The sequence below is a fragment of the Streptomyces sp. NBC_01707 genome, from assembly GCF_041438805.1.
Lineage (GTDB): Bacteria > Actinomycetota > Actinomycetes > Streptomycetales > Streptomycetaceae > Streptomyces.
In genome coordinates this window covers 355,002-376,949 of sequence record NZ_CP109190.1, presented here as the reverse complement: position 1 = coordinate 376,949, position 21,948 = coordinate 355,002, and the positions used below count along the sequence as shown (strand labels likewise).

General features: G+C 68.5%; 21 protein-coding genes and 3 pseudogenes. 12 read left to right on the top strand and 12 right to left on the bottom strand.

What is annotated here, in order from left to right; translation table 11 throughout:
- Nucleotides 1–200 precede the first annotated feature (200 nt).
- A pseudogene (locus tag OG963_RS01765) lies at nt 201–323 on the bottom strand (type III effector protein); the annotation flags it as partial.
- Between the two features lie 407 nt (nt 324–730).
- Between OG963_RS01765 and OG963_RS01760 the strand changes: the two are divergent.
- From OG963_RS01760 to OG963_RS01735, 6 genes and pseudogenes are all read left to right on the top strand, one after another.
- Nucleotides 731–997: pseudogene (locus OG963_RS01760) on the top strand (MerR family transcriptional regulator); the annotation flags it as partial.
- A gap of 247 nt (nt 998–1,244) precedes the next feature.
- A complete protein-coding gene (locus OG963_RS01755) occupies nt 1,245–1,448 on the top strand; it encodes a cold-shock protein (protein WP_019072426.1) in 204 nt (67 codons plus the stop codon).
- Between the two features lie 555 nt (nt 1,449–2,003).
- Nucleotides 2,004–2,207 (top strand): cold-shock protein, encoded by a 204-nt coding sequence (locus OG963_RS01750; protein WP_093779146.1) that lies wholly within the window; start codon nt 2,004–2,006, stop codon nt 2,205–2,207.
- A gap of 303 nt (nt 2,208–2,510) precedes the next feature.
- Nucleotides 2,511–4,013 (top strand): DEAD/DEAH box helicase, encoded by a 1,503-nt coding sequence (locus OG963_RS01745; protein ID WP_093779144.1) that lies wholly within the window; start codon nt 2,511–2,513, stop codon nt 4,011–4,013.
- Nucleotides 4,014–4,064: 51 nt separating this feature from the next.
- A complete protein-coding gene (locus tag OG963_RS01740; RefSeq protein WP_030935862.1) occupies nt 4,065–4,469 on the top strand; it encodes a CBS domain-containing protein in 405 nt (134 codons plus the stop codon).
- A gap of 55 nt (nt 4,470–4,524) precedes the next feature.
- Nucleotides 4,525–4,833 (top strand): SCO5918 family protein, encoded by a 309-nt coding sequence (locus tag OG963_RS01735; RefSeq protein WP_093779142.1) that lies wholly within the window; start codon nt 4,525–4,527, stop codon nt 4,831–4,833.
- A 205-nt stretch (nt 4,834–5,038) separates the two neighbouring features.
- On the opposite strand, the gene OG963_RS01730 is transcribed toward OG963_RS01735, so the two are convergent.
- The 4 genes from OG963_RS01730 to OG963_RS01715 all read right to left on the bottom strand — a co-directional run bounded on the left by OG963_RS01730 (nt 5,039) and on the right by OG963_RS01715 (nt 7,922).
- Nucleotides 5,039–5,335, bottom strand: coding sequence for a hypothetical protein (locus OG963_RS01730; RefSeq protein WP_371798214.1), 297 nt, complete (start codon nt 5,333–5,335; stop codon nt 5,039–5,041).
- Between the two features lie 292 nt (nt 5,336–5,627).
- Nucleotides 5,628–6,632 carry an ABC transporter permease gene (locus OG963_RS01725; protein WP_371798213.1) on the bottom strand — a complete coding sequence of 335 codons (1,005 nt, stop codon included), beginning with the start codon at nt 6,630–6,632 and terminating at the stop codon, nt 5,628–5,630.
- On the bottom strand, nt 6,629–7,573 hold the full coding sequence (locus OG963_RS01720; RefSeq protein ID WP_093779138.1) for an ABC transporter ATP-binding protein: 945 nt from the start codon (nt 7,571–7,573) through the stop codon (nt 6,629–6,631). Before OG963_RS01720 ends, OG963_RS01725 begins: the two co-directional genes overlap by 4 nt.
- A gap of 94 nt (nt 7,574–7,667) precedes the next feature.
- On the bottom strand, nt 7,668–7,922 hold the full coding sequence (locus tag OG963_RS01715) for a hypothetical protein (protein WP_371798212.1): 255 nt from the start codon (nt 7,920–7,922) through the stop codon (nt 7,668–7,670).
- 170 nt (nt 7,923–8,092) lie between these two features.
- Here OG963_RS01715 and OG963_RS01710 point away from each other — a divergent pair, with 170 nt between their 5' ends.
- Nucleotides 8,093–9,268 (top strand): sensor histidine kinase, encoded by a 1,176-nt coding sequence (locus OG963_RS01710; protein WP_143020035.1) that lies wholly within the window; start codon nt 8,093–8,095, stop codon nt 9,266–9,268.
- Nucleotides 9,269–9,287: 19 nt separating this feature from the next.
- The gene (locus OG963_RS01705) at nt 9,288–9,992 is read left to right on the top strand and encodes a response regulator transcription factor (RefSeq protein ID WP_093779245.1); all 705 of its coding nucleotides are present in this window, start codon (nt 9,288–9,290) and stop codon (nt 9,990–9,992) included.
- Between the two features lie 195 nt (nt 9,993–10,187).
- Here the strand turns inward: OG963_RS01705 and OG963_RS01700 are convergent.
- The 4 genes and pseudogenes from OG963_RS01700 to OG963_RS01685 form a co-directional block, all read right to left on the bottom strand.
- Nucleotides 10,188–10,298, bottom strand: a pseudogene (locus OG963_RS01700) (short-chain dehydrogenase); the annotation flags it as partial.
- A 195-nt stretch (nt 10,299–10,493) separates the two neighbouring features.
- Nucleotides 10,494–10,793 (bottom strand): hypothetical protein, encoded by a 300-nt coding sequence (locus OG963_RS01695; protein WP_371798211.1) that lies wholly within the window; start codon nt 10,791–10,793, stop codon nt 10,494–10,496.
- Between the two features lie 655 nt (nt 10,794–11,448).
- On the bottom strand, nt 11,449–12,879 hold the full coding sequence (locus OG963_RS01690; RefSeq protein ID WP_371798210.1) for an NAD(P)/FAD-dependent oxidoreductase: 1,431 nt from the start codon (nt 12,877–12,879) through the stop codon (nt 11,449–11,451).
- Nucleotides 12,880–13,324: 445 nt separating this feature from the next.
- Nucleotides 13,325–13,798, bottom strand: coding sequence for a VOC family protein (locus OG963_RS01685; protein ID WP_319740958.1), 474 nt, complete (start codon nt 13,796–13,798; stop codon nt 13,325–13,327).
- 982 nt (nt 13,799–14,780) lie between these two features.
- Between OG963_RS01685 and OG963_RS01680 the strand changes: the two genes are divergently transcribed.
- On the top strand, nt 14,781–15,251 hold the full coding sequence (locus OG963_RS01680) for a MarR family winged helix-turn-helix transcriptional regulator (protein ID WP_093779126.1): 471 nt from the start codon (nt 14,781–14,783) through the stop codon (nt 15,249–15,251).
- 265 nt (nt 15,252–15,516) lie between these two features.
- Here OG963_RS01680 and OG963_RS01675 read toward each other — a convergent pair whose 3' ends face one another.
- Complete coding sequence (locus OG963_RS01675) at nt 15,517–15,708, bottom strand: hypothetical protein (protein WP_143020033.1); 192 nt, start codon at nt 15,706–15,708, stop codon at nt 15,517–15,519.
- Between the two features lie 678 nt (nt 15,709–16,386).
- On the opposite strand from OG963_RS01675, the gene OG963_RS01670 reads away from it, so the two are divergent.
- Entirely contained in the window at nt 16,387–16,806 is a 420-nt protein-coding gene (locus tag OG963_RS01670) for a hypothetical protein (RefSeq protein WP_093779122.1), read from the top strand.
- 809 nt (nt 16,807–17,615) lie between these two features.
- Complete coding sequence (locus tag OG963_RS01665) at nt 17,616–18,092, top strand: hypothetical protein (RefSeq protein WP_256328289.1); 477 nt, start codon at nt 17,616–17,618, stop codon at nt 18,090–18,092.
- 370 nt (nt 18,093–18,462) lie between these two features.
- Here the strand turns inward: OG963_RS01665 and OG963_RS01660 are convergent, their stop codons facing one another.
- Nucleotides 18,463–19,404: an NADP-dependent oxidoreductase gene (locus OG963_RS01660; protein WP_319740961.1), complete on the bottom strand. Its 942-nt coding sequence runs from the start codon at nt 19,402–19,404 to the stop codon at nt 18,463–18,465.
- Nucleotides 19,405–19,694: 290 nt separating this feature from the next.
- Nucleotides 19,695–20,744 (bottom strand): 1-aminocyclopropane-1-carboxylate deaminase/D-cysteine desulfhydrase, encoded by a 1,050-nt coding sequence (locus OG963_RS01655; RefSeq protein ID WP_371800249.1) that lies wholly within the window; start codon nt 20,742–20,744, stop codon nt 19,695–19,697.
- A 101-nt stretch (nt 20,745–20,845) separates the two neighbouring features.
- On the opposite strand from OG963_RS01655, the gene OG963_RS01650 reads away from it, so the two are divergent.
- The gene (locus OG963_RS01650) at nt 20,846–21,748 is read left to right on the top strand and encodes a LysR substrate-binding domain-containing protein (protein WP_093779116.1); all 903 of its coding nucleotides are present in this window, start codon (nt 20,846–20,848) and stop codon (nt 21,746–21,748) included.
- Nucleotides 21,749–21,948 lie beyond the last annotated feature (200 nt).

The following is a 21,948-nucleotide window of genomic DNA, read 5'->3' as shown; positions in this document are numbered from 1 at the left end:
CGACGGCCTTGTCGGCCTTCGCAAGACATCGTCGGTGGCGATGATCATGACGCGCTCCCGGAATGAATAGAGACCCGTCCGGTGCACCGCAGTCCTGAGGTGGGAAGGAGGTCTGCTTCGAGTCCCGGGGCCGAGGGGTGCGACGGCCTGTGGTGGCCCGTTGATCGGGATGGCAGGCTCTGCCTCCACTCGAAGGGAGCTCCGCGATGACGGGCGAGGTCGGCCCCGCTGGCGCCTTGGTGGCGTGCGGATTCGATCAGGCCGGTCTCCCGTCCGGCGAGCTGCTCGCGCACCTGTCGCAGCAGGAGAAGGGACGCGTCGGCGTCGGCGCACGCGGGAACGGTCGGCTGCGGCGTGGACGCTCATCGTGTTCATCAGGTCGTGGTTCCCTGATCGTCAATGCCCGGTCCGTCTACGCGGCACCAGCGCCCGGCCCGGGGTCCGTTGACCCTGCCCTGCTCCGTTCGAGGGCGATTACCTCACTGTCGAACACTCAAAAATCTATGTTGGCTGGAGTAGACATTGGGTGGTGGCGTGGTCATGGCTTCTCTCGTAGCCGAGATCAACAGGGCCCGGCAGGGACGAACTGGCGGGCAGCAGTACACGCAGTTGCAGTGCGCAGGACGGTGCGGTGGTGGGGTTCCGTCCCGGTGCGCGCGTCCGCAGCCGACGCCTTCACCGAGGTGCTGCTCACTGACTTCACTGCTGGGTACTGCGCACTGCACTTACCGCCGAGGTGCTCGGCACCACCCAGGGCTTCCTCCGCGCCATCGGCGAAGCCCGCCTGATCACCCCGCTGCGCTCCGAGGGCGGACACCGCCGCTACTCCCGTTACCAACTGCGCATCGCCGCCCGCGCCCGGGAGCTCGTCGACCAGGGCACTCCCATCGAGGCCGCGTGCCGGATCGTCATCCTCGAAGACCAGCTCGAAGAAGCCCAGCGCATCAACGCCGAACACCGCCGTGCCGCAGAAGCGTCCGGTCCGCCCGCGGCCTGAGGGAGTGTGCCCGCCGGGTACCGGCGGGCCCCTGGGCACGCCCCAGCCGGGTGTGACGCGTGGTCATTTCCCTCTGGTGACAGGGTGTGTGGGCGTGTAGCGTCTGCGTCAGCTGTCATGGTTCGGAAGTTCCCCTTCGCCCACGTCTTCGGCGTGGGCGTTCTGCTGTGCTGTGCCGCAGGAACCAGGGCGATCACCTCTGCCGTCCGCACGTTGTGGGGGGCGTTCATCGACTGGAAGGCAAGACATGGCTACCGGAACTGTGAAGTGGTTCAACGCGGAGAAGGGGTTCGGATTCATCGCCCAGGACGGCGGCGGCCCGGACGTGTTCGCTCATTACTCCGCGATCAACTCCTCGGGCTTCCGTGAGCTCCAGGAAGGCCAGGCCGTGACGTTCGACGTCACCCAGGGCCAGAAGGGCCCCCAGGCCGAGAACATCAACCCCGCCTGACCTTCCCGCCCGCGCTCGGAGCGTATGGCTACCCCCGGGCAGGCCTGCTGTCCGACTGGTTCACCCTCCGCGGGCGCCGGCCTTCAGGCGGCGGTGGTCGGGATCTGGGCGCACGTGATCAGGGCCGCGCAAGCTGCGCGGCCCTGATCTGTGTCGAGACCGGCTACGGACCGATGGTCGACGTCGGGCGTGGTGACGGTGCCACCGGAGTAGTTGTGCCCTCCGAGCCGTGAACAGCGACAGCTCTTCCTGAAATGCTGCGCTACGGGTGGATCAATATCTATGGCCGCCAGGTGAGGGTTTAACACGCCATGCGGGGAGTGTTTTTACCGCAACGAACAGAGCGGAATTATTTAACGTACACAGGCCGCTACCGTATGCTACTGTCGGTCTAGTTGCAGTCTTGGTTCCCAAAACTTCAAGCGCCTTCGCCGGTATTTTCAGCCGTGGGAAGCGTTTTTATATTTCCGGTCATTTTCCGGGCGGGGCATCATCGCGGCGACCCGGTATCCGTGTATTGCGGGTCCCGGCGTACTGCCCCAAGGGAGATATGACATGGCGTCTGGCACCGTGAAGTGGTTCAACGCAGCCAAGGGTTTCGGCTTCATCGAGCAGGACGGTGGCGGCGCTGACGTGTTCGCCCACTTCTCGAACATTGCCGCCCAGGGCTTCCGTGAACTGCTCGAAGGCCAGAAGGTCACCTTCGACATCGTGCCGAGCCAAAAGGGCCCGACGGCAGAGAACGTCGTTCCTGCCTGACGCTGACGCGTATTTCTTAGCTGGGGCCGGTATCCCTCGGGGTGCGGGCCCAGCTACGGGTATTTCCCGCAGCGGTTTCCTGTGGGACAACCATCGCCCGCAGACATTTCTCCAGGGATGCGGGCCTCTTCAAAGCTGCTTCACGTCCGCGTGACGTCACCTATTTCGTTGCCTGCACCCGCATCGGATTCACTGCAGGCCAGATTCTTTTTCGCATTCCATTCGGCCCGTTCTTGTGATTCCCTGCGCTGTTCTTCCGCTGCGGGAATTCCTTGATACGTGCCGTATCAAGGAAGGTTCTGAATGAACCCCACACGCACGAACGACCGCTCCTCCCGCACCCGCAGCCGTACCGGCGGCTCCGGTGCCGGCTTGGGCCGCGGCCGCCGCTTCGGCTCGTCCGCCCCGAGCCGTTCTGGGGGGCCGAGCCGCTCGGGCGGCCACAGCCGACGGCCCGCAGCGCTCCAGGGAGAGTTCGCCCTGCCGAAGACGATCACTCCCGCACTGCCCGCCGTCGAGGCGTTCGCCGACCTCGACCTGCCCAAGCAGCTGCTTGCCGCGCTGACCGCGCAAGGCGTGAGCGTCCCGTTCCCGATCCAGGGCGCGACCCTGCCCAACACCCTCGCGGGCCGCGACGTCCTCGGCCGCGGGCGCACCGGCTCCGGCAAGACCCTCGCCTTCGGCCTGGCCCTGCTGGCCCGCACCGCCGCACAGCGCGCCGAGCCCCGCCAGCCGCTGGCCCTGATCCTCGTGCCGACGCGTGAGCTGGCGCAACAGGTGACCGACGCGCTCACCCCCTACGCCCGCTCGGTGAAGCTACGCCTGGCCACGGTCGTCGGCGGGATGCCGATCGGCAGGCAGGCCAATATGCTGCGGGGCGGTGCCGATGTCGTCGTCGCGACGCCGGGCCGCCTCAAGGACCTCATCGACCGCGGTGACTGCCGGCTGAACCAGGTCGCGATCACTGTCCTGGACGAGGCGGACCAGATGGCCGACATGGGCTTCATGCCCCAGGTCACCGCTCTCCTGGACCAGGTCCGCCCCGAGGGCCAGCGGATGCTGTTCTCCGCCACCCTCGACCGCAACGTCGACCGTCTGGTCCGTCGCTACCTCACCGACCCGGTCGTCCACTCCGTCGACCCGTCCGCAGGCGCGGTCACCACGATGGAGCACCACGTGCTGCACGTCCACGGCACCGACAAGCACCGCACGACCACGGAGATCGCCGCACGCGAAGGCCGGGTGATCATGTTCTTGGACACCAAGCGGGCTGTGGACAAGCTCACCGATCACCTGCTGGCCAGCGGGGTACGGGCCGCCGCCCTGCACGGCGGGAAGGCGCAGTCGCAGCGCACCCGGACCCTGACCCAGTTCAAGACCGGGCATGTCACCGTCCTCGTGGCCACGAACGTCGCGGCGCGCGGCATCCACGTCGACAACCTCGACCTCGTTGTCAACGTCGATCCGCCGACCGACCACAAGGACTACCTCCACCGTGGCGGCCGTACCGCGCGGGCAGGGGAGTCCGGCAGCGTCGTCACCCTGGTCACCCCCAACCAGCGCCGCGACATGACCCGCCTCATGACCGCCGCCGGCATCGTCCCTCAGACCACCCAGGTCCGCTCCGGCGAGGAGGCACTCAGCCGGATCACCGGCGCCCAGACCCCCTCCGGCATCCCCGTGACAATCACCGCACCGGTCGCCGAGCGCCGTAAGCGCAGCGCGTCCTCACGCGGCCGACGCAGCCCCGCTTCGGCCGCCCGTCGCGTGACCGCGCATCAGTCCTCCTTCGACGCGGCGGCCTAGAACCTACGTGATCCGGAAGCTGACCCATCTCATCTCTGCAGGAGGCACGTTTTGACGCTCGTTCAGATGCAGCCCCGCCCGGCGAACGCCACCCCCGTGCACAGGACGGCGGCCGACGCCATGGACACAGGCGGACCGCAGGTCTGTGACGACATGACCGTCGAGGTCGCCCTGGCCGTCATGGCAAGCGCCCGCACCGTGCACCTCCTCGTCTGCGACAACGACGGCCTGTGCACCGGGCTGGTCACCCAGGCCCAGCTCGCCGCCGTCAGTGACAGCTCCGCGTACACGGACCGGGTCCAGCTGCGCGACATCCTCGGCAGCCGCGGGCCGTTCACCTTTCCCGTGACCACCATGACCGAAGCCGAGCACGCGATGCGCTACCACCAGGTCGATGCCCAGCCTGCGGCCGACGAACAAGGCAGCGTCCTGGGCATCCTCGCCCTTGCCGGCTGAACCGCCTCACCGCGGCAGAACCATCCCCCTTCGTTCTTTCTCCTTGTGAGGCATCATGCGCTGTGTCATCGCCCGCTTCCCGTTCGACCTCACCAAGAGCGGCGTCCTGGAATCGATGAAGGGCATCAAGCCCGAGCAGGTCTTCGGCGAGTCCGTGATCATCGGCCGACGCACCTACCCGGTCAAACAGGTCGGCCAGGTCGTCACACGCCAGGACCGCCGCGATTTCAGCGCCGGTGAAGTCCTGCGGGCCATGACCCAGCTCGGCTTCACCTGCCGCGGCCTTCCCCAGGCCGCTACCATCCGCGTTCCCAACCCGTTCCAACAGGCTTCCGCGATGCTCGGCGCCCCTGCAGCAGCCTGACCGACGGGCAGGCGCGAGCCGCCATAAAAGCGGTGGTGAGGGTCCGACCGGGCTACGCCGGTCGGACCCTCACCGCATACCTAAGGTTTCTTAGCGCGTGGAGATGGGGTCAGGGCCCCGCCTTCACGCGCGACGTACTGAGGGGCCGCAACGCCCCGCGTGAACGCCGCCGACACCTTGCCCGGACGGGGCAGCCGTGCTCTTCTTAGCTGGGGCTGCAGTGGGCCGGTCTAGGGTTGGATGCCGAGTGCGGCGAGTCGTTCCTGTTGCTCGGTGGTGAGCTGCGCGAGGTGCCCGGCTGCTTCTGCTGCTGAAGCCACTTGCCGAGGTCGTCGCCTTTGTAGAGGACGCCGGGCTGGATGTCGGGCAACACCCCGTTGGCGTCGACCAGGCCGGCAAGGACGCGGTGATGCCCGATGGAGAGACTTCGCTCACTGTCTCGCACAGAGCCGTGGACGGCTGGTAGCCGCACCGAACCGGCGTTGCGCTGATCAGGGGTCACCTGCCGACGGGCTCAACGGCCCACGGGAGGCGTGGGCCGTTCGGCGGGTCCCGGGGGGATCGCGGAATGCTTCGCCATGGCGGGCCGCATTCCGCACGCACAGTGCAGGGTCATCGCTGTCCTCGTGTGCCGGTCGCTCCGTGATCCGCCGGTGGAATGTGAGTGGTGGCCGGGCCCGTTGACTGCCTGACTGCTTGACCGCACGTCATATTGTCGGTGGCGGCCCGCTCCTGCCGCACGGACGGACCGGACCGGGACCGACCACTTCGGTCCCGGTCCGGTCCGAGGGGGATCAGGACGGGTTCCGGCGGATCCACCACACGGAGAGGGCGACGAGCGCCACACCGAGCGCCAGGCACACCCCTGTCGCTGCCCACTGCAGGGGCCAGAGGTCCGCGGCGGGATGGTAATCGGCCCATCGGCCGGTGATACCGCGCTCGGTGAGGCACCGGTGGAAGTCGCTCTGCGCGTAGCAGCCCGTGACCTCGGACACATGCCGGCCGTCCGACGACACCGGGCCGTCCGCCAGCAGCCAGGCGTCACCGGGGACCGGCGGCTCGATGGTGTGCTGCGCGGACGCGGTACGGATCGGCCAGAGGTACGGCCGAACCTGTTCGAGCAGGACGAACAGACCCGCGCCGGCGGCGAGGGCCGCGCCCATCGCCAGGACGGTACGGCGCAGTACGAGTCCCAGGGTCGCCCCCAGGAGGTAGAACAGGACGCTCATGCCGACGATGACGGGGCCCACCCCGTAGAAGGGGTACCACCCCTGCCACGGGAACAGGGGTCCGAGGACCGCGGCGACCGGGTGCCACCACCAGGTCATCGCGGCGGCGAATACACCGCTGATGAACACGGTCATGGCGAGCGGCACACCCAGCTTCGCCGCGAACCAGCGCGTACGCGTCACCGACTGGGTGGCCACGGTGCGGTACGTCCCCGACTCCAGTTCCTGGGCGAGCTGGGGGCCGCCGAGGAACAGGCCGAACAGGAACGGCAGCAGCAGCATGGCCTGCAGCGGGCGCCGCAGCGGGAACTGGTGCTGCCGCTCGAAGCTGAGGAGGTCCCTCAGACACGTCGTCGAGGTCTCATGGCCGCGGCAGGCGTCGAGATGCTGTGCGGCGACGGCCGCGGTGACGTGCTGGTGCTGTACGGCTGCGTAGACGGCGACGGCCGCCGCGGCGGCCAGGCCGATCCAGAAGGCGGTGCGGTTCTGCCGCCAGATCAACCAGGTCAGCCCGTGCAGCCGCGGACCGCGGCGGACGCCGGCCTGGGCCGGTGCGGTATGGGTGTTCATACGGCCACCTCGATGTCGACGACGCGCGCGCTCGCGGTGAGCAGCGAGGGCGCGTCGGGTGCCCTGAGGTAGCCGAGGACGAGGTCCTCCAGGGTGGGTGGCCGGTGCTCGGCGTGTTCCGGGAGTGCGTGGCGGGTTCGGACCAGCGAGGTGATCCGGTCGATGCCGCCGGAGGTCGCGATGACGTCGTGCCCGTCCAGGGTCCGCAGATGGTGCTCGTGGTCCGACGTCATGGTGGTGACCCGTCGGTGCTCGGCGAGCAGGAGGTCCACCTCGCCGGCCAGCCGGACCGTGCCGTGGTTGACGAGGACGAGGTAGTCGCAGGCGCTCTCCAGTTCGGAGACCAGATGCGAGGACATGACGACCGTCGCGTGGTTCTGTCGTGCCTGGGCCTGGAGCAGATCGGTCATCTGGTGCCGCACCAGCGGGTCCAGATCGGCCATCGGCTCGTCCAGGAGCATCAGCTGTGGGCGCTTGCCCAGGGCGAGGGCGAAGGCTACCCGGGTGGACTGTCCGCCGGAGAGCGTGCCGATCCGGGCGTTCATCGGGATGCCGCCGGCCTCGACGACGGACTCGGCGGTTTCCTGGTGCCAACCGGGGTTCAGCTCCTCTCCCATGCGAAGGATCTCGTGGACGCGGAAGCGCGGGTACAGAGCCTTGTGCTGGCTGAGGAACGCCGTGCTCCGGCGGGCCCAGGCGCTGCCAGGTCGGTGGCCGGACAGCGTGATCGTCCCGGTGGTGGGCGTGATCAGGTCGGCGGCGAGGGACAGCAGGGTCGTCTTGCCGGCGCCATTGGGACCGACGAGGGCGCAGACGCGGCCCGCAGGCAAACGGAAGGAGGTGTCCCGCAGGGCCCACCCGCGGCGATAGCGCCGACCCAGCCCGATGGTCTCGATCGCGGGAACAGGGGAGGCTTGGTGATTCGTGGCGGAGTCGGTCATGACGTACTGGCCTGTTCGGTCTTCCTGCGTGGGGTCAGGACGGCGGTCGCCGCCCGCTGTGAGAGCCGTGCGGCGCCGCGTCCGAGGCTGCGGATCAACGGTCCTGCGGGCACGTAGTGTTCCTGCGGCGCAGCACGAGGGCCAGGGTCGCCGCTCCCGCTGCGAACAGCGCCAGGTGGAACAGGCCCGGGACGGGCACGGAGAGGCTCCACAACGCCAGGTGGGCGAGGAGGCGCTCGGCCAGGTGCACACCTCCCAGGAGGAGGAGCGCCGCGCCGAGCAGGCCGGAGGCGAGCCGCCTCGGGTGCTGGAGGAGGGGGACGATGTTCGTGCTCAGGGATCGGTTCATGGCTGCGACGCTATGGCGCGGGACAGGGAGCCGGCTTCGGCAGAAAGTAGGCACTTCGCGGGTGACTAAAGTCGCGGCCGGACGGGACGCTCATACCTTGGTAGGCAAGTTGCGCGCCGAGGCCTGAGAGGTTGGCCGTCGTGAGCCGGGGCGACGTAGGTTGCGGAGGCGTGAGCCAGAAAATTACGGTCGACGGCAGACGGGCTGTGTGGCGCGACCTGGCGGTCGTAGCAGCGGGTGCGGTACTGACGGCCAGCACGGTCGTCGCGAGCAACAGGGGCTTGTGGCTGTACCCCCGGATCTTCACCAGCGCGGTCCTGCCCGGGCTGCCGTTCGGAGTGCACGACATCCTTGTACCGCTGGCGGGCTGTGTGCTGCTGTGGTGGCGGCGCAGATGGCCGGTGGCCGTTGCCCTGATCCTCGTGGTGATGTGTGCCTTCGTGCCTGTCATTCCCGCCGCGGCCATCGCCTTGTTCACCGTGGCGGCACGGTGCGCGGTCGCCACCACTCGCTGGGTGACGGCGGTCGCGCTGCTTCCCGTCACGCTCTATCTGGCCACGCGCTGGTCGTTCCAGTCCGCCGAGGTGGCCTCGGCCGTGACCGGGGCCCTGCTCGTGGTGGGGGCCGTGGGCTGGGGTCTGTTCGTACGCACACTTCAGGAGCGTGCCGAACGCGCCGAGAGCGAATCCGCGCTCCGTGCCGAGCGGGCACGCCAACGGGAGCGCGAGGCGATCGCCCGGGAGATGCACGATGTTCTGGCCCACCGCCTGTCCCTGCTGAGCGTGCACGCCGGCGCCCTGGAGTTCCATCCGCATGCACCGGCTGAGCAGGTCCGGCAGGCCGCAGGCGTGATCCGTGACAGTGCAGGTCGGGCTCTGGAGGATCTGCAGCACGTCCTCGGCATCCTGCGCTCGCCTCTCGATCCGGGTGCCGTCGCCAGAACCGAACCGCCGCAGCCCACTCTCCGGGACCTGACACATCTGGTCGAGGAGAACCGCGGGGCGGGTATGCACATCGAGGTGGAACTGGATCTCGCCGACGCGGACTCGGTGAGCGACTTCACCAGCCGTACCCTCTACCGGATCGTGCAGGAAGCACTCACGAATGCTCGCAAGCATGCCCCGGGCGAGGCCGTACACCTCACTCTGGCAGGTGCGCCGCGAGACGGCCTCACACTGGAGGTGACCAACACCCTCCCTGCCGCCTGGCCTTCCACTGCGCCGCCGGGGGCGCGGCAGGGACTTATCGGAATGTCCGAACGTGCTGCGTTGGCCGGCGGCACGTTCGCGCACAGTCGCACGGCCGACCGGTACCAGGTGATGGCCTGGCTGCCGTGGGCCGCGTGATCACCGTACGGTGGGCGACATGATCCGCGTACTGCTGGCCGATGACGATCCGTTGGTCCGTGCCGGGCTGCGCATGATGCTGGGGGCCGCCGAGGGAATCACGGTGATCGCGGAGGCGTCCGACGGCACAGAGGTACCGGCCCTCGTCGATCTCCACCGTCCGGACCTGATTCTGATGGATATCCGCATGCCGATCATGGACGGCATCGAGGCCACCCGGATTCTGCGTGCTCGCGCAGATGCTCCTGAGATCATCATGCTCACCACGCTCGCCACCGACGGTTATGTTCTGCGCGCCCTGCAAGCGGGCGCCAGTGGCTTTCTCCTCAAGCACACCCTGCCGCAGGACCTCGTGGCCGCGCTGAGAAGAGCCGCCGTGGGGGAGCCGGTGTTCTCCCCGGGCGCTCTGCGCCAACTCGTCGACAGCGTCGCCGTGCGGCCTTCCGGCGACCAGGCGGCGCGGCACTCTTCCGAGGGACTGGAACAGCCGGCTGGAGGCGGGAGGGATGCGCGCGGCGCGCAGGAGCTGCTGGACCGGCTGGGTGCCCGCGAACGCGAGGTCTCTTTGGCTGTCGCGGAGGGGAAGACCAATGCGCAGATCGCCGGTGAGCTGTACCTGAGCATCCCGACGGTCAAGGCGCACGTCTCCCACATCCTGACCAAGCTCGGACTGAACAATCGCGTCCAGATCGCCCTTCTGGTCTACCGGGCCGGCTTGATTTGATCGTTGTGCCGGTGTGCGCCGGGACGCCGGTCCCGTGGAGGGCTGACCACCAAGGTGCACGAGCCGGCGCGGTCGGCGTAGCAGGGCCGTGAGCATGCAGGGGGCGATGATGTTGACCGGCATGACCGCGGACCCGCTCCAAATGCCGGCGTTGTGGATCACGACGTCGAGCGGTGCAGCGTCGTTGAGTGCGGCGGCGATGTGCCGCACCGCGTCGCGATCTGTGAAGTCGCCCATGACCAGGCCCGCACCGCGGCCGATCAGGTCCTGAACGGCGGCCGCGCGCTGCTCATTGCGGGCATGCACGACCACGTCGTGGCCGGCCGACAGCAGCGCGCTCGCAACTCCGCCCCAGACCTTCCGCGGAGCCCTGTCACCAGGACAGGGAAGTGCAGGGGTGGAGGGGGCTCGGCGGTGTGAACGTTCCTTGTGCTGGTCCTGGATCTGGTGGTGAGGTTCGTCGTGGTCCGGGATTGACTGGGTCTGGTCGGTGCCCCGGTGTCAACGGGCGTTGTCGTCGTTCGTGTGCTGGGTGGTGGGGTTGTGGTGGAGGGTCCATTCGATCTGGTCGTTGATCCAGCGTCGGCGGGCGTCTTCGTCGTTGTGGGCCTGTCCTGTGTCCCGGTTGTGGCTGTCGTCATGGGTGTGGAGGAGTTGCAGGTGGTGGGAGGCGATGGTTGTTCGGCCGTCGGTGGGGTGGGCTGCTGCTGAGGCGGGGCTGCCTGTTGTGAGGAGTCCGGTTGCTGCGATGGTCACGGAGGCGGCTGTGAGAGCGGCGCGTCGCGCGATCCTGGGGGCCATGGTCTTTGTCCTTGCTTACCGTGTGGCCTGGATAGCAGGCCGCGAGGGGTTGTCTTTGAGGAGGTACTGACGAGGTAGGTGTGGTTGAACGGCGAATTGTTTGGGGGTTTGGTGCGCCATGTCCCGGAGAGCCGTTGCGTGGGAGTGTTTCTGGTAGCTCTGTCAGTCGCCTGCTGTTCGGGGCTGGGTAGTTGGCGGAGCGGGTCTTTCTTCTGTGCGTCGGTGCTGACGGCCGGCTTGCGGTCGGTTCGGTGCTGTGTGACCTGCTCGTCGATGCTGTGGGGCCGGGTGTTGCGGTGGCGGTGGGTGTCCTGTTGGCGTCGCCGTGGGGAGGGGGGCGGACAAGGGGGGTGCTGCTTCACCGCGTGTCGTCATGAAGGGGGATCGTGCAACAGGGGGGTCTGGGACTGTTAGGCGGTCCTGCCCTTGTGCGCGGGTGTCGTGGGTCTGGCAACTGTTTTGTGATCTTCGACCGTGATCGAGTGGTTCTTTACCCGGGCCGGTTGTGGCGCATCGACGCTCGAGCGCAGAGGGGCGGTATCTGACGGAGGGCTTTCCGGCTGGGCTCGCCGGTGTTGGGGGAAGCAACGCCGTGCGGTGAACCGTCGGAAAGCTTCCTCACCGGTCGGTTGCGGGTGACGCGCAGTGGCTGTCTTCAGCCTCGGTGGGTTTCCAGCAGTCGCAGCCAGATTTCGCCGAGGGTGGGGAAGGCGGGGACGGCGTGCCAGAGGCGGTCGAGGGGTATTTCGCCGGCGACGGCGATGGTGGCCGAGTGGACGAGTTCTCCGACGCCGGGGCCGGCGAAGGTGACGCCCACCACGGTGTCGCGGTCGGTGTCGATGAGCATGCGGGCGTGGCCGCGGTAGTCCTCGCTGTACTGGTGGGCGCCGGCGACGCGGGCGAGGTCGTAGTCGACGACCTTGATTCGGCGTCCGCTCTGCTCGGCCTCGCGGGTGGTCAGGCCGACGGAGGCGACTTCGGGGGTGGTGAAGACGACTTGGGGGACGGCCGCGTGGTCGGCGGTGGCGGCGTGTGTGCCCCAGGGGGCGTCGTCGACCGGTTCGCCCTTGGCGCGGGCGCCGATGACGGTGCCGGCGATCCGGGCCTGGTATTTGCCCTGGTGGGTCATCAGGGCGCGGTGGTTGACGTCGCCGACGGCGTAGAACCAGCCGTCGGCGACGTCGGTCACTCGGAAGGTGTCGTCCACCTTCAGCCAGTTGCCGGGGGTGAGGCCTATCGTCTCCAGCCCCAGGTCCCGGGTGTTCGGGGCGCGGCCGGTGGCCAGCAGGATCTCGTCCGCCGTCAGTTGTCCGCCGTCGGCCAGGGTGATGTGGACTTCGCCGTCCTCGCGGGCCAGGGAGGTTACGGAGGTTTCGAACCGGATGTCGACGCCGGCTTCCCGCAGGCCGTCGGTGACCAGTTCGCCGGCGAACGGCTCCATCCGCTGCAGCAGCGCGTCCTCGAGGACGAGCATGGTGACCTGGGAGCCGAGGGCCTGCCAGGCGGTGGCCATCTCGACGGCGACCACGCCGCCGCCGACCACGGCCAGACGTTCGGGGACCTTGTCGGCGCTGGTCGCCTCACGGCTGGTCCAGGGGTGGACGGTGTCGATTCCGGGGATGGGGGGCAGGGCGGCGCGGGTGCCGGTGGAGACGGCCACGGCGTGCCGGGCCGTGAGAGCGATCGTCTCGCCGTCGGGGGTCTGCACGGCCACCTGCTTGGGGCCGGTGAGGCGGCCGTGGCCGCGTATGAGGTCGACGGAGACCGAGTTCAGCCAGTCGACCTGGTCCTCGTCCTTCCAGTACGAGGACATCTTGTCGCGGTGCGCGAGGACCGCTTCGACGTCCAGCGGCCCGGCGACCGCCTGACCCAGCCCGGGTACGCGGCGCGCGTCGGCGCGCGCCACCACCGGGCGCAGCAGCGCCTTGCTCGGGTCGCAGGCCCAGAACGAGCACTCCCCGCCGATCAGTTCGCGCTCCACGATCACGGTGCTGAGCCCTGCGGCGCGGGCGCGTTCGGCCACGTTCTCGCCGACCGGCCCTGCGCCGATGACGACCACGTCGTAGGTGCGGGTTGTCTCGTTCATTGCTGCTCCGTTCATCATTGCTTCTGCGACTCGGCCGGATATTTCGGCGGCCCGGCAACCGGCCGCGCGCTGTTCCGCGCTTTCACCGGGGAGATCCGCAGAGCGGTGCCCGGTTGATGCGGTTGCCTGGTAGCCGGACCACTGGTGGTGGGGCGCGCCATTGCGCCTGGTGGGTCGGTTCCAGGGGTGCGGGTGTTCGGCTTCACGGGTGCTGCGGCCAGGGGTCGAAGGGGCGTGGCCGCGGTCCTGGTCGGTCATGGCCGATGTGACTGTGGCCAGGGGTCGAAGGGGCGTGGCCGCGGTCCTGGTCGGTCATGGCCGTTGTGACTGTGGCCAGGGGTCGAAGGGGCGTGGCCGCGGTCCTGGTCGGTCATGGCCGTTGTGACTGTGGCCAGGGGTCGAAGGGGCGTGGCCGCGGTCCTGGTCGGTCATGGCCGTTGTGGTGTCAGCGGCCGGGGGCGCGCTGTGTCACTTCCTGGAGCACCCAGCCGTTGCCGTCCGGGTCGCTGAAGGTGAGGTAGGAGCCGTAGGAGGCGCGCTCGGGGTGAGGACCTGTCAGCCGCTCCTGGCCTGTGCCGTGGTGGACGGCGTTTCCGACGTCGTGGCCGTGGTGGAGGAGTCCTCCGGCGTCGTGGAACACCTCGCTCACGTCGATGCCGCGGCGGGTGAGCTCGGCGTGGGCCTCTTCGATGTCGGTGACGATGAGGTACAGGCTCTGGGTCGTGCCGGGGGCGGTGGAGGTCATTCCCTCGCCGAAGATGATCGAGCACTCGGAGCCGGGCGGTGTGAAGTGGACCGCCCGGAAGTCGTCACTGGCTGTGTAGTCGACGTCCAGGCGGAATCCCACTGCCTCGTAGAAGGCCTTGGTCCGGTCGATGTCGGAGACGGGCAGCACGATCATTTCGAGTTTCAGATCCATGGGGGGTGTCCTTGCTTCTTGGCACGAGCGCATTTCACGCATCTGTGCGTCACCGGTTCAACAGGTGGCGGGATGGATGGCGGGGTGGCTCATCCAGCGGTTCGACCTGCCAAGAAACCTATCCGGCACTTAACTCGTGCGCAAGTAAAACTGAGGCACTGAAAGTGTGGCAAAGGAAACAGTCGGCGGGTCGGGCCCCGGTCTCCGGGGCCCGGTGGCGTCCCTTCGGGTGCGGCCGACCCCGGCGCTCGGGTGGAGCCCTTGCTGTGCGGGCCGGTGCGCCACGGGCAGCCGCCGCACGGGCGCCGGTGCGTGCGGGCCCTTCGGGGGGGGGCTTCTGCGAGGCGGTCATCCTTGTGGGCCCGGCGACGGTGACGAGGCGTCCAGGGCTTCAAGGGCGGCCGGAATGTGCCGCGGTGCGGCACACGCGTGACGCTGCGGACGGCCCGGGTCCGGCTCGCGGTAGCGCTCCGGAGAGCCGCTTCTTGCGCGGCCCACGGTTTCGACGGAGGTGCGGCGTCTCGCCCGCGTTGCTGATCGGCATGTCGAGTCCGCCCCTGTGGCGACGGTGTCTTCGGCCGAGCCGGTCCGATACGGCGGGCGCCAAGGACTGCGCACTGCTGTCACTCTCGGTGATCGCGGGCCGCTTCTTGGCACCGGCCGACCGCAGGGGTGACGGGGTGCTGAGGCCCCGAGAGGTGATGGGCGCCCTGAAGGTCGCCGCGGAACGTGGGATGGGACGGCTTTCCCCTGCGCGTAAATCCCCGGTTGGACCGCTCCGGTGATCGGGTGTGGGTGCGGACGTGAGGTGCCGACGGCGCCGTGGCGCGGATGGCGGTCGGGTGTGTGATGACGCTGCGGTGTGTCCAGGGTGCCGCCGCCGGGCGGTCCGTCTATTAAGTGTGCACAATATAATGTTGAGCATGTAAGTTTTGGAGTAGGCTAACTATGCGTGAAAAATTTGCACAGAGAAGGAGTCGTGATGAGCAAGATCGAGACGGATGCCGGACAGGGCGACGCCGCCGAGGTCAGCCTGCTCCTCGGGGACCAGATGTGCTTCGCCCTCTACGCGGCGCAGCGCGCGGTGACCAGTCGCTACCGCCCGCTGCTGGACGAGCTCAATCTGACCTATCCCCAGTACCTGGTGATGCTGGTGCTGTGGGAGCACGGCGCCCTTCCCATCAAGGCTCTGGGCACGCTTTTGCAGCTCGACTACGGCACCTTGACCCCGCTGCTCAAGCGCCTGCAGGCTCACGGGTTCATCCGGCGCGAGCGCCAGGCGAGTGACGAGCGCTCGGTGCAGATCACCCTCACCGAGCAGGGGACCGAGCTTCGCGAGCGCGCTCGCGCCGTCCCCGCCGCCATGGGCGAGGCTGTCGGCATGAGCCCTCGGGAGATCGAGGATGCCAAGTCCTTCCTTGAGCGTCTGGCGGCCAACCTCTCCGCAACCTGACCCGGGTGCCGCCCCGTCGCTGATCCGCCGGGAACGATTCCCCGGACGGATCACCGCCCCGAGCATGCTCGATCGGGCATCCGCCGCCGGCCGCCACCTGCGCTTCGCACCCCGGCATCAGCCGGGATCATGAGGTTCGGCGTGGCTGCCACTGGAGTGGCCGGGCTACGTGTCTCACCGGACGCCGGGCACGTTTGCCCAGCTCAAGGGCTGTTTCAAGGTGACCATGGTGACGCTGCCCCGAACCCTGCCGTGAGAGCGAGCCTCATCGTTCGGTCCCGGCTTTCGCGCGCCTGCTGAGTCCCGCCCGGCCTGCGCTCTGGTGCGGTGGGGTAGTGCGGTGGATGTTCTGAGGTTCGGCCACGTACATCCCGCTCTCGGGTTCGGCGTCGAAGAAGAGGACGACGTCGCGGCGTCTGCCGTGCGTCCGCACGCTGCGCTCTGCGGCATCGGCCATCAGTACATGCGCGAGTGGATTATCACGCGAACCGTCCCGGTTTCTCCCACCCCCGTCCACTGTGCCCGCTCCCGGATGGCGCCGGGCGCAGCCCCCCTTTGCCGGACCTGCGCGACGACATTGCGCACGCGCTCGCAGGCGGCCACCGGACCGACGGGGCACTCATGCCGCTCGCCCCCATGAAGGCGCTGCCTCCAGGCCGTTACCGACCCTCTCGCCGCCTGCGGGCCCGCCCGCGTTCACGCCTCGCGGCGCCCTTCTCGGGAAAGCGGCTCGACAACCTGCTCGTCGTCGGCCGACGCCGGCAGGCGATGAGGCCATCGGCCTCCGGGCGGCGGCGTGAGGCCGTCGGATCGGCCGCCTCGAGCGGTGGCCGGTACATGCCGGTCGCTGCGCGGTGGGCGGCGTAGAAGGCGAAGCGCAACTGGTCGTCCATGAGCGAGGACAGCTTCGATATCCCTTTTCTGTCGATTTAGTGGGGCAGGTAACAGGAAGTGCTCCCTTTCTCGCCGCGGTACTGGTCAGGCGCGTCGCACCCGTGATCCATCACCCATTTCACGAGCAAATCACCCACGTGTAACTTGTGGGCGAGGTAATTTCGCTCTAGGGTTTTTGGTGTGGCGCCGGACAGTCCGCAATCCCGGAGCCGCCCATGAGGATCCGACAGGGAGATCACCGATGAACCACAAGCCCAAGAGCCACTCTTTCCGGACGTACGCCGCCCTCGGGACCGCCGCCGGTGCGGCAGCGCTGGCCCTGATGATCACCACACCCGCCGGCGCCACCGAGGCGACCGGGATCGAGTCCCACCGCCCGGGCGCCAAGCCGCCGGTGGTGCTGGTGCACGGCTCCTTCGCGGACTCCTCCAGCTGGAACGGCGTCGTCAAGGATCTGAAGCGCTCCGGCATCGCGGTCATCGCGCCCGCCGACCCGCTGCGGGGCTGCACACCGACGTCGGCCCTGAACGCGTACATACCGCACGACCGGACCGAAGCCCGTGAGCAGGCGGCCGGCCGTCGAGCGGAGGCCGCATCCCGCCCGTGCGTGGACGGATCCGGCAGGCCGATGCCGATGCGGGCGAGCGCGATGACCGGCTGACCACCGACGAACTTGAAGAACCGGCCCAGCTGCGCCGGATGAGCGAGGTCCAGCGCGCGCCATGGCTTTTTCGCCACGCGGCTCGACCCGACCCAGGTGACCGCGCCCTTTCGGGCCCGGACCGGCGGCCCCCCGGCGGGCCTGGAGTACTTCACGAGCAATCCGCGCCCCGGGCTGCGCCGTTGGGTGCTGAGCACGCTCACCTTGGGCGGCGGCCGGGAGATCTACGCAGAACTGCACCACGACGGCAGTGTCGTGCCGGCGGCCGACCTGTCCTGGAAGGCCATGCGTGAGGCAGTCCCGGGAGAGGTGCCTGAAGAATGCCTGGTCCTGCGCCAGGACGTGGTGGGGGGCATGCTGCCAGGATCTTGCTGCCATCGCCGTCGAGCCGGCGCGCCGGCTCCGCGTGGACAGCGTTCTGCATCTGACCGCTGCCATCGCTGCCGCCCCACCGGCAGCTTCGCCGGCACCGGTCATCTGCGAGTACGGGAGTTTCTTGACCATTCCCGATGACGCGCGCCGCCCGCACCGTATCCAGCCGGTGGCCGCCGCGCTGGCCCGCGTCGGTACGGACCGGGCACTGGGGGAGACCGCACGGGAGCTCTCCCACCGACCTGATGACTCGGTTCGGCCTCGACCCCCAGCTGTTGACCGCCTTCGATCACCGTCCATCGGGCCGGACGGCGCTCCAGCAGGCAGGCCAGGCGCAGGACCGGCCTGCTGAACCGCTCCTGGGTGTGTCAGCGGTCTCGCGTAGCGTGCGTACGGATTGCGCGGGCTGTGACCTGCGCGGATGGGTGGGCAGTGACGTGAGTGACCGTATGGGGTGGCCGGCGGGGCGCGACCGGGACGCGGCGCTGATCATCAGGACCGATTACCGCGACGAGCAGGCATGGACTGCGGTGAAAGAGGAGCTGATGAGGTCCTGGGGTGATGGGGACTTCGAGCCGTACGTCCATATCGCCGATGATCCGAAGTGGGCGGGATGCACCTCGGCTCAGATCCTCTCCGCGGCGGTTGCCGATGAGGAACTGGGCGTGGTCTTCCTCGCCGACCGCGACTCGATGCGCGACGGTCCCCTCACGTTGCTGGCGGTGGCCGTGCTGGCCAGGGAAGAGTGCGACAGCGACGAGGAGTTCGAAGCGGACGGCGGCGAGTTCCGCACCGTCCCCGCAGGCGTCCACGAGATACACGCGAACCTGATGATCGCCAACCTGTCCTTCGGCGATTTCAAAGAAGCCGCCGAGCAGGGCCCTCAGGGCACCTTCCAGGGGTTCGCCATCTGAAGGACTCGGCTCGCCGACCGGAGCGCTCATCCGCCAACTGTGGTGCTCAGTCACAGATGCAGCAGTGCGGCCTGCCGTGCGCGGGCGCGTCAGTAGCCGAGATCGAGGCGGTCGATGTCGGTGAAATCGACGCGGAGGCCTCGAGCGCGGCGGCCGTCCGCGCGACGCCCGCCGCACCTGGCGCACCGAACAGGCCCGCACACACCGACCTGCCCGGCCTCGACCCGACCGCGACGCAACCACGGCCTCCCCGCCCACCCCGGCGACACCACCGTCGCCCAGTACCTCACGTACGGGCTCAACACCGTTGCCGTCCACCGTCTCCGAGCCACCACCTGGACCCGCGACGAGACCACCATCCGCCCCTGCTTCACCGGACGCGGATGATCGTCTTCCCGTTGACCTTCCGGGTCGGGTCGAGGACAGCGACAGCATCGTCGAGGCTTGCGACCTGGCCGATGTGCGTCCGCAGACGTCCGTCCTGCACCCGCCGGGCGATCTCGCTCAGTTGGGTCCGGTCGGAGACGACGACGAAGTCGATCGCCAGGCCGTTGGCCGGCCGCGCCTGCGGCGGGCCGGTGACGGTCACGAATGTTCCTCCGGCTCGCACCAGCCGCGCGGATCGTGTCCCGATGTCACCGCCGAACACGTCGAATACGAGGTCGACCGCGCCGACGTCTTCCAGTGTGTCGTTGTCGAGGTCGATGAACTCGTGCGCGCCGAAGCCGAGCGCCGTCTGGCGGTGGGCTGCGCGTCCGGTGCCGATGACGTACGCACCGGCCTCGCGGGCGAGCTGCGCCGCCATCGAACCGACCGCGCCGGCGGCACCGTGCACGAGCACGCTCTGCCCCGCCGAGAGGTGACCGTGCTCGAACAGCCCCTGCCACGCGGTCAGGCCCGTCATCGCGACGCTCGCGCCGACCGTGAAGTCGACGTCGCCGGGCAGGGGAGCGAGGTTGCGTGCCTCGACGACGACGTACTGGGCCAGGGTGCCGTCGCGGGTCCAGTCGGTGAGGCCGAACACGCGCTGTCCGACCGACAGGCCCGCCGTTCCGAAGCTGAGAGAGGTGACCACGCCGGCCACCTCGTGACCGGGGATCGACGGCGTCCGGTCCCGCCCGAGGCGATCGATCCAGGTCGAGGGCCACTCCAGCTCGTTTCCGGTGAAACCTGACGCATGGACTTCCACGACGACGTCGCCGTAGTTCGCGCCGTCAAGACTGGCGAGGCGCGCCGCGTCCGGGTCGGGCCGTTCCGTCAGCGTCATCCCAGCGGTTCCGGCGGCCGGGTCCGTGACCACGATCGCTTTCATCTGTGTGCCTCTCTCCACGCTGGTCCTCGCTCGCCCGTCACGACGTGACGGGCAGTGGGTGGTCTTTGCCCCGCTACGGACGGATCTGGATGACCGTCTTTCCCTTGGCTCGCTCGGTCGGACCGAACGGCGCATCCGCATCATCGAGGGTTTGCCAGTTGTCGATGACTGTCCGCAGGCGTCCGTCCCGCACGCGCTGGACGATATCGCCCAGTTGGGCGCGGTCGGAGACGACAGGCCGGCCCGAGGCTGCGCCGGGAGGTCCACGGCGGGCTCGGCCCGCTGCGCGCTCAGTCGGTGATGTGGCCGACGACTTGGGGGATTTCGAACAGGTTGCCGGTGTCTCCGGTGTGCAGGAACGCGACGTTGCTGTCGGCGGGGATCCGTCCACTGCGGGCGTGGTCGAGCAATCCGGCGAGTCCCTTGCCGGTGTAGACGGGGCCGACGAAGACGCCCTCTGCCCGGGCCAGCTCGCGGATGGCTGCTGTGCTTTCGGGGGACGCGACGGCGTATTCCTCGCCGATGAAGCGCTGGTCGATGTCGATCTCGGCGCGGATCGTCGTGTCGTCGGGTACGGGCGCGCCCAAGGTGGCCAGCACCGCCTTGGTGCGTTCGACAATGACGCCGGGGTTCATCCGGTCTTCGTCATTGAGCCTCTGGACGGAGACCGACCGGAGCTTCACCGGGTGTCCCAGGCTCAGCTTGGCTGCCAGCAGCCCCGGCAGCGCGGTCCCGGTGCCGATCGTGTGGTAGACGTGGTCGAGCTCGACCCCTGCGGCATCGCACTGTTCGAGCATCTCCCGGAACGTCAGGGCGTGCGCGATGAAGCCGTCGGGGTGCGCACCACCGGCCCCGACGACGAGGACCTTGTGCCCCGACGCCTCAAGTTCGGCCTTGCGCGTGGCAATGGTGTCGGTGACCCGCGCGGCCTCGTCCGGAGCATGCCATTCGTTGCCGCTGACGTTGATGACGTGGGTTTCGACCCCCATCGTCTTGTTGAGCAGATAGTTGCCGCGGAACTCGCCGAGCTCGCCATGCCGGGGCACGTTGCGCGTCAGAACCAGGATCGGCGTGATTCCCGCGCTCAGGCAGGCGGCGGCGAACTGCAGGCCCGAGTTCGTCAGGTATGCGCCCTGGGTGATGACGTGTGTCACCCCGTTCTCGAGGGCCCGCCCCAGGATGAACTCGGCCAGGCGCATCTTGCTCCCGCTGATCGCGCTGGGTCCTGCCAGGTCCTCGCGCTTCATGAAGAGGTTGATTCCGTACGCCGCCGACAGGTTGGGCAAGGCGTGGAACGGGGTGGGGTAGAACCCGACCCGGCGTCGGGGGAGTTTGTCGATCGCGGCGTCGAATTGCGTGATGCATGCGTCCAGCGTCGGCCACGTCTCCGAATTAAATCAAACAATGATCTCTTCTTGGTCGATAAGATATCCTTAACTTCATGTCTTGGTTGTTCGATCCGCGGCATCTGGTGACCCTTGAGGCTGTCGTGCGTATCGGCTCGTTCGCCGCTGCCGCGGAGGAGCTCGGTTACACCCAGTCCGCGGTCTCGCAGCAGATTGCGGAACTGGAACGGCGGGTCGGTGCGCGCGTCGTGGTCCGACGGCCCGTCCGCGCGACCGAGGCCGGGCAGGTCCTTCTCGACACCGAGGCCGCGATCAGCGTGTCGATGACTCGCGCTGCCACCGAGCTCGCGGCGATCGCGGACGGAACCGGCGGCGAGGTGCGGCTCGGTGCGTTCATCTCGGCGGCGGCCTCCATCGTCCCTCCCGCGTTCGCACGCCTGCGGGCGAGCCATCCGGCAGTTCAGATCACACTCCGTGAGCTTGAGCAGCGTGAGACGCATGCGCTGCTGTTCCGGGGAGAGATCGACCTGGCCATCACCTTCGACTACGAACACGCTCCGGGGCCGGCGCCCGCCGGGCTCATGCAAGAGCACCTCATGGACGATCCGATCATGGTCGCCCTTCCCGTCGGTCATCCCCTGGCCGGAGCCGACAGCGTCACCCCGGCCGACCTGCCGTCGGACGCATGGATCAACACCGCGGTCGACTTCCGTGACCTGGCAGCGTCTGCCCTCGACGGCGATCGGGGAAGCGGACATCGTCTGGACTTCGACGGCATGGACTTCCGCACCGCGCTCAATCTCGTCGCGGCGGGTCTCGGCGTCGCGCTGCTGCCGCGGTTGTTGTTGTTGGACGCTCCGCCGAGCGTCGTGGTCGTGCCCATGCGGCAGCCCACACTCGTCCGTCGCCTCTACACCTGCCGGCTCGACACGAAAGGCGTGACCGCATCGGTCAGGCGGCTGGAGACGTACCTGCGGGAAGCAGTGGCTGAACTGTGAAACACCAGCGTTTCGGGTTCACACGCAACCGCGGACAACGCAGGCACGCATGCTCATGCGGACAGTCAGTCCCAGTGGGCGCCCGCGCAGGAGCGCGTTTAACGAGCTCGTAAGGGCTGTCCCGTAATCCCTGGTGGATCAGTACGCGGCGTCAGATGCGGTGCATCGCAAGGCGGAGGGGCGTCCTCATACTGGACGTA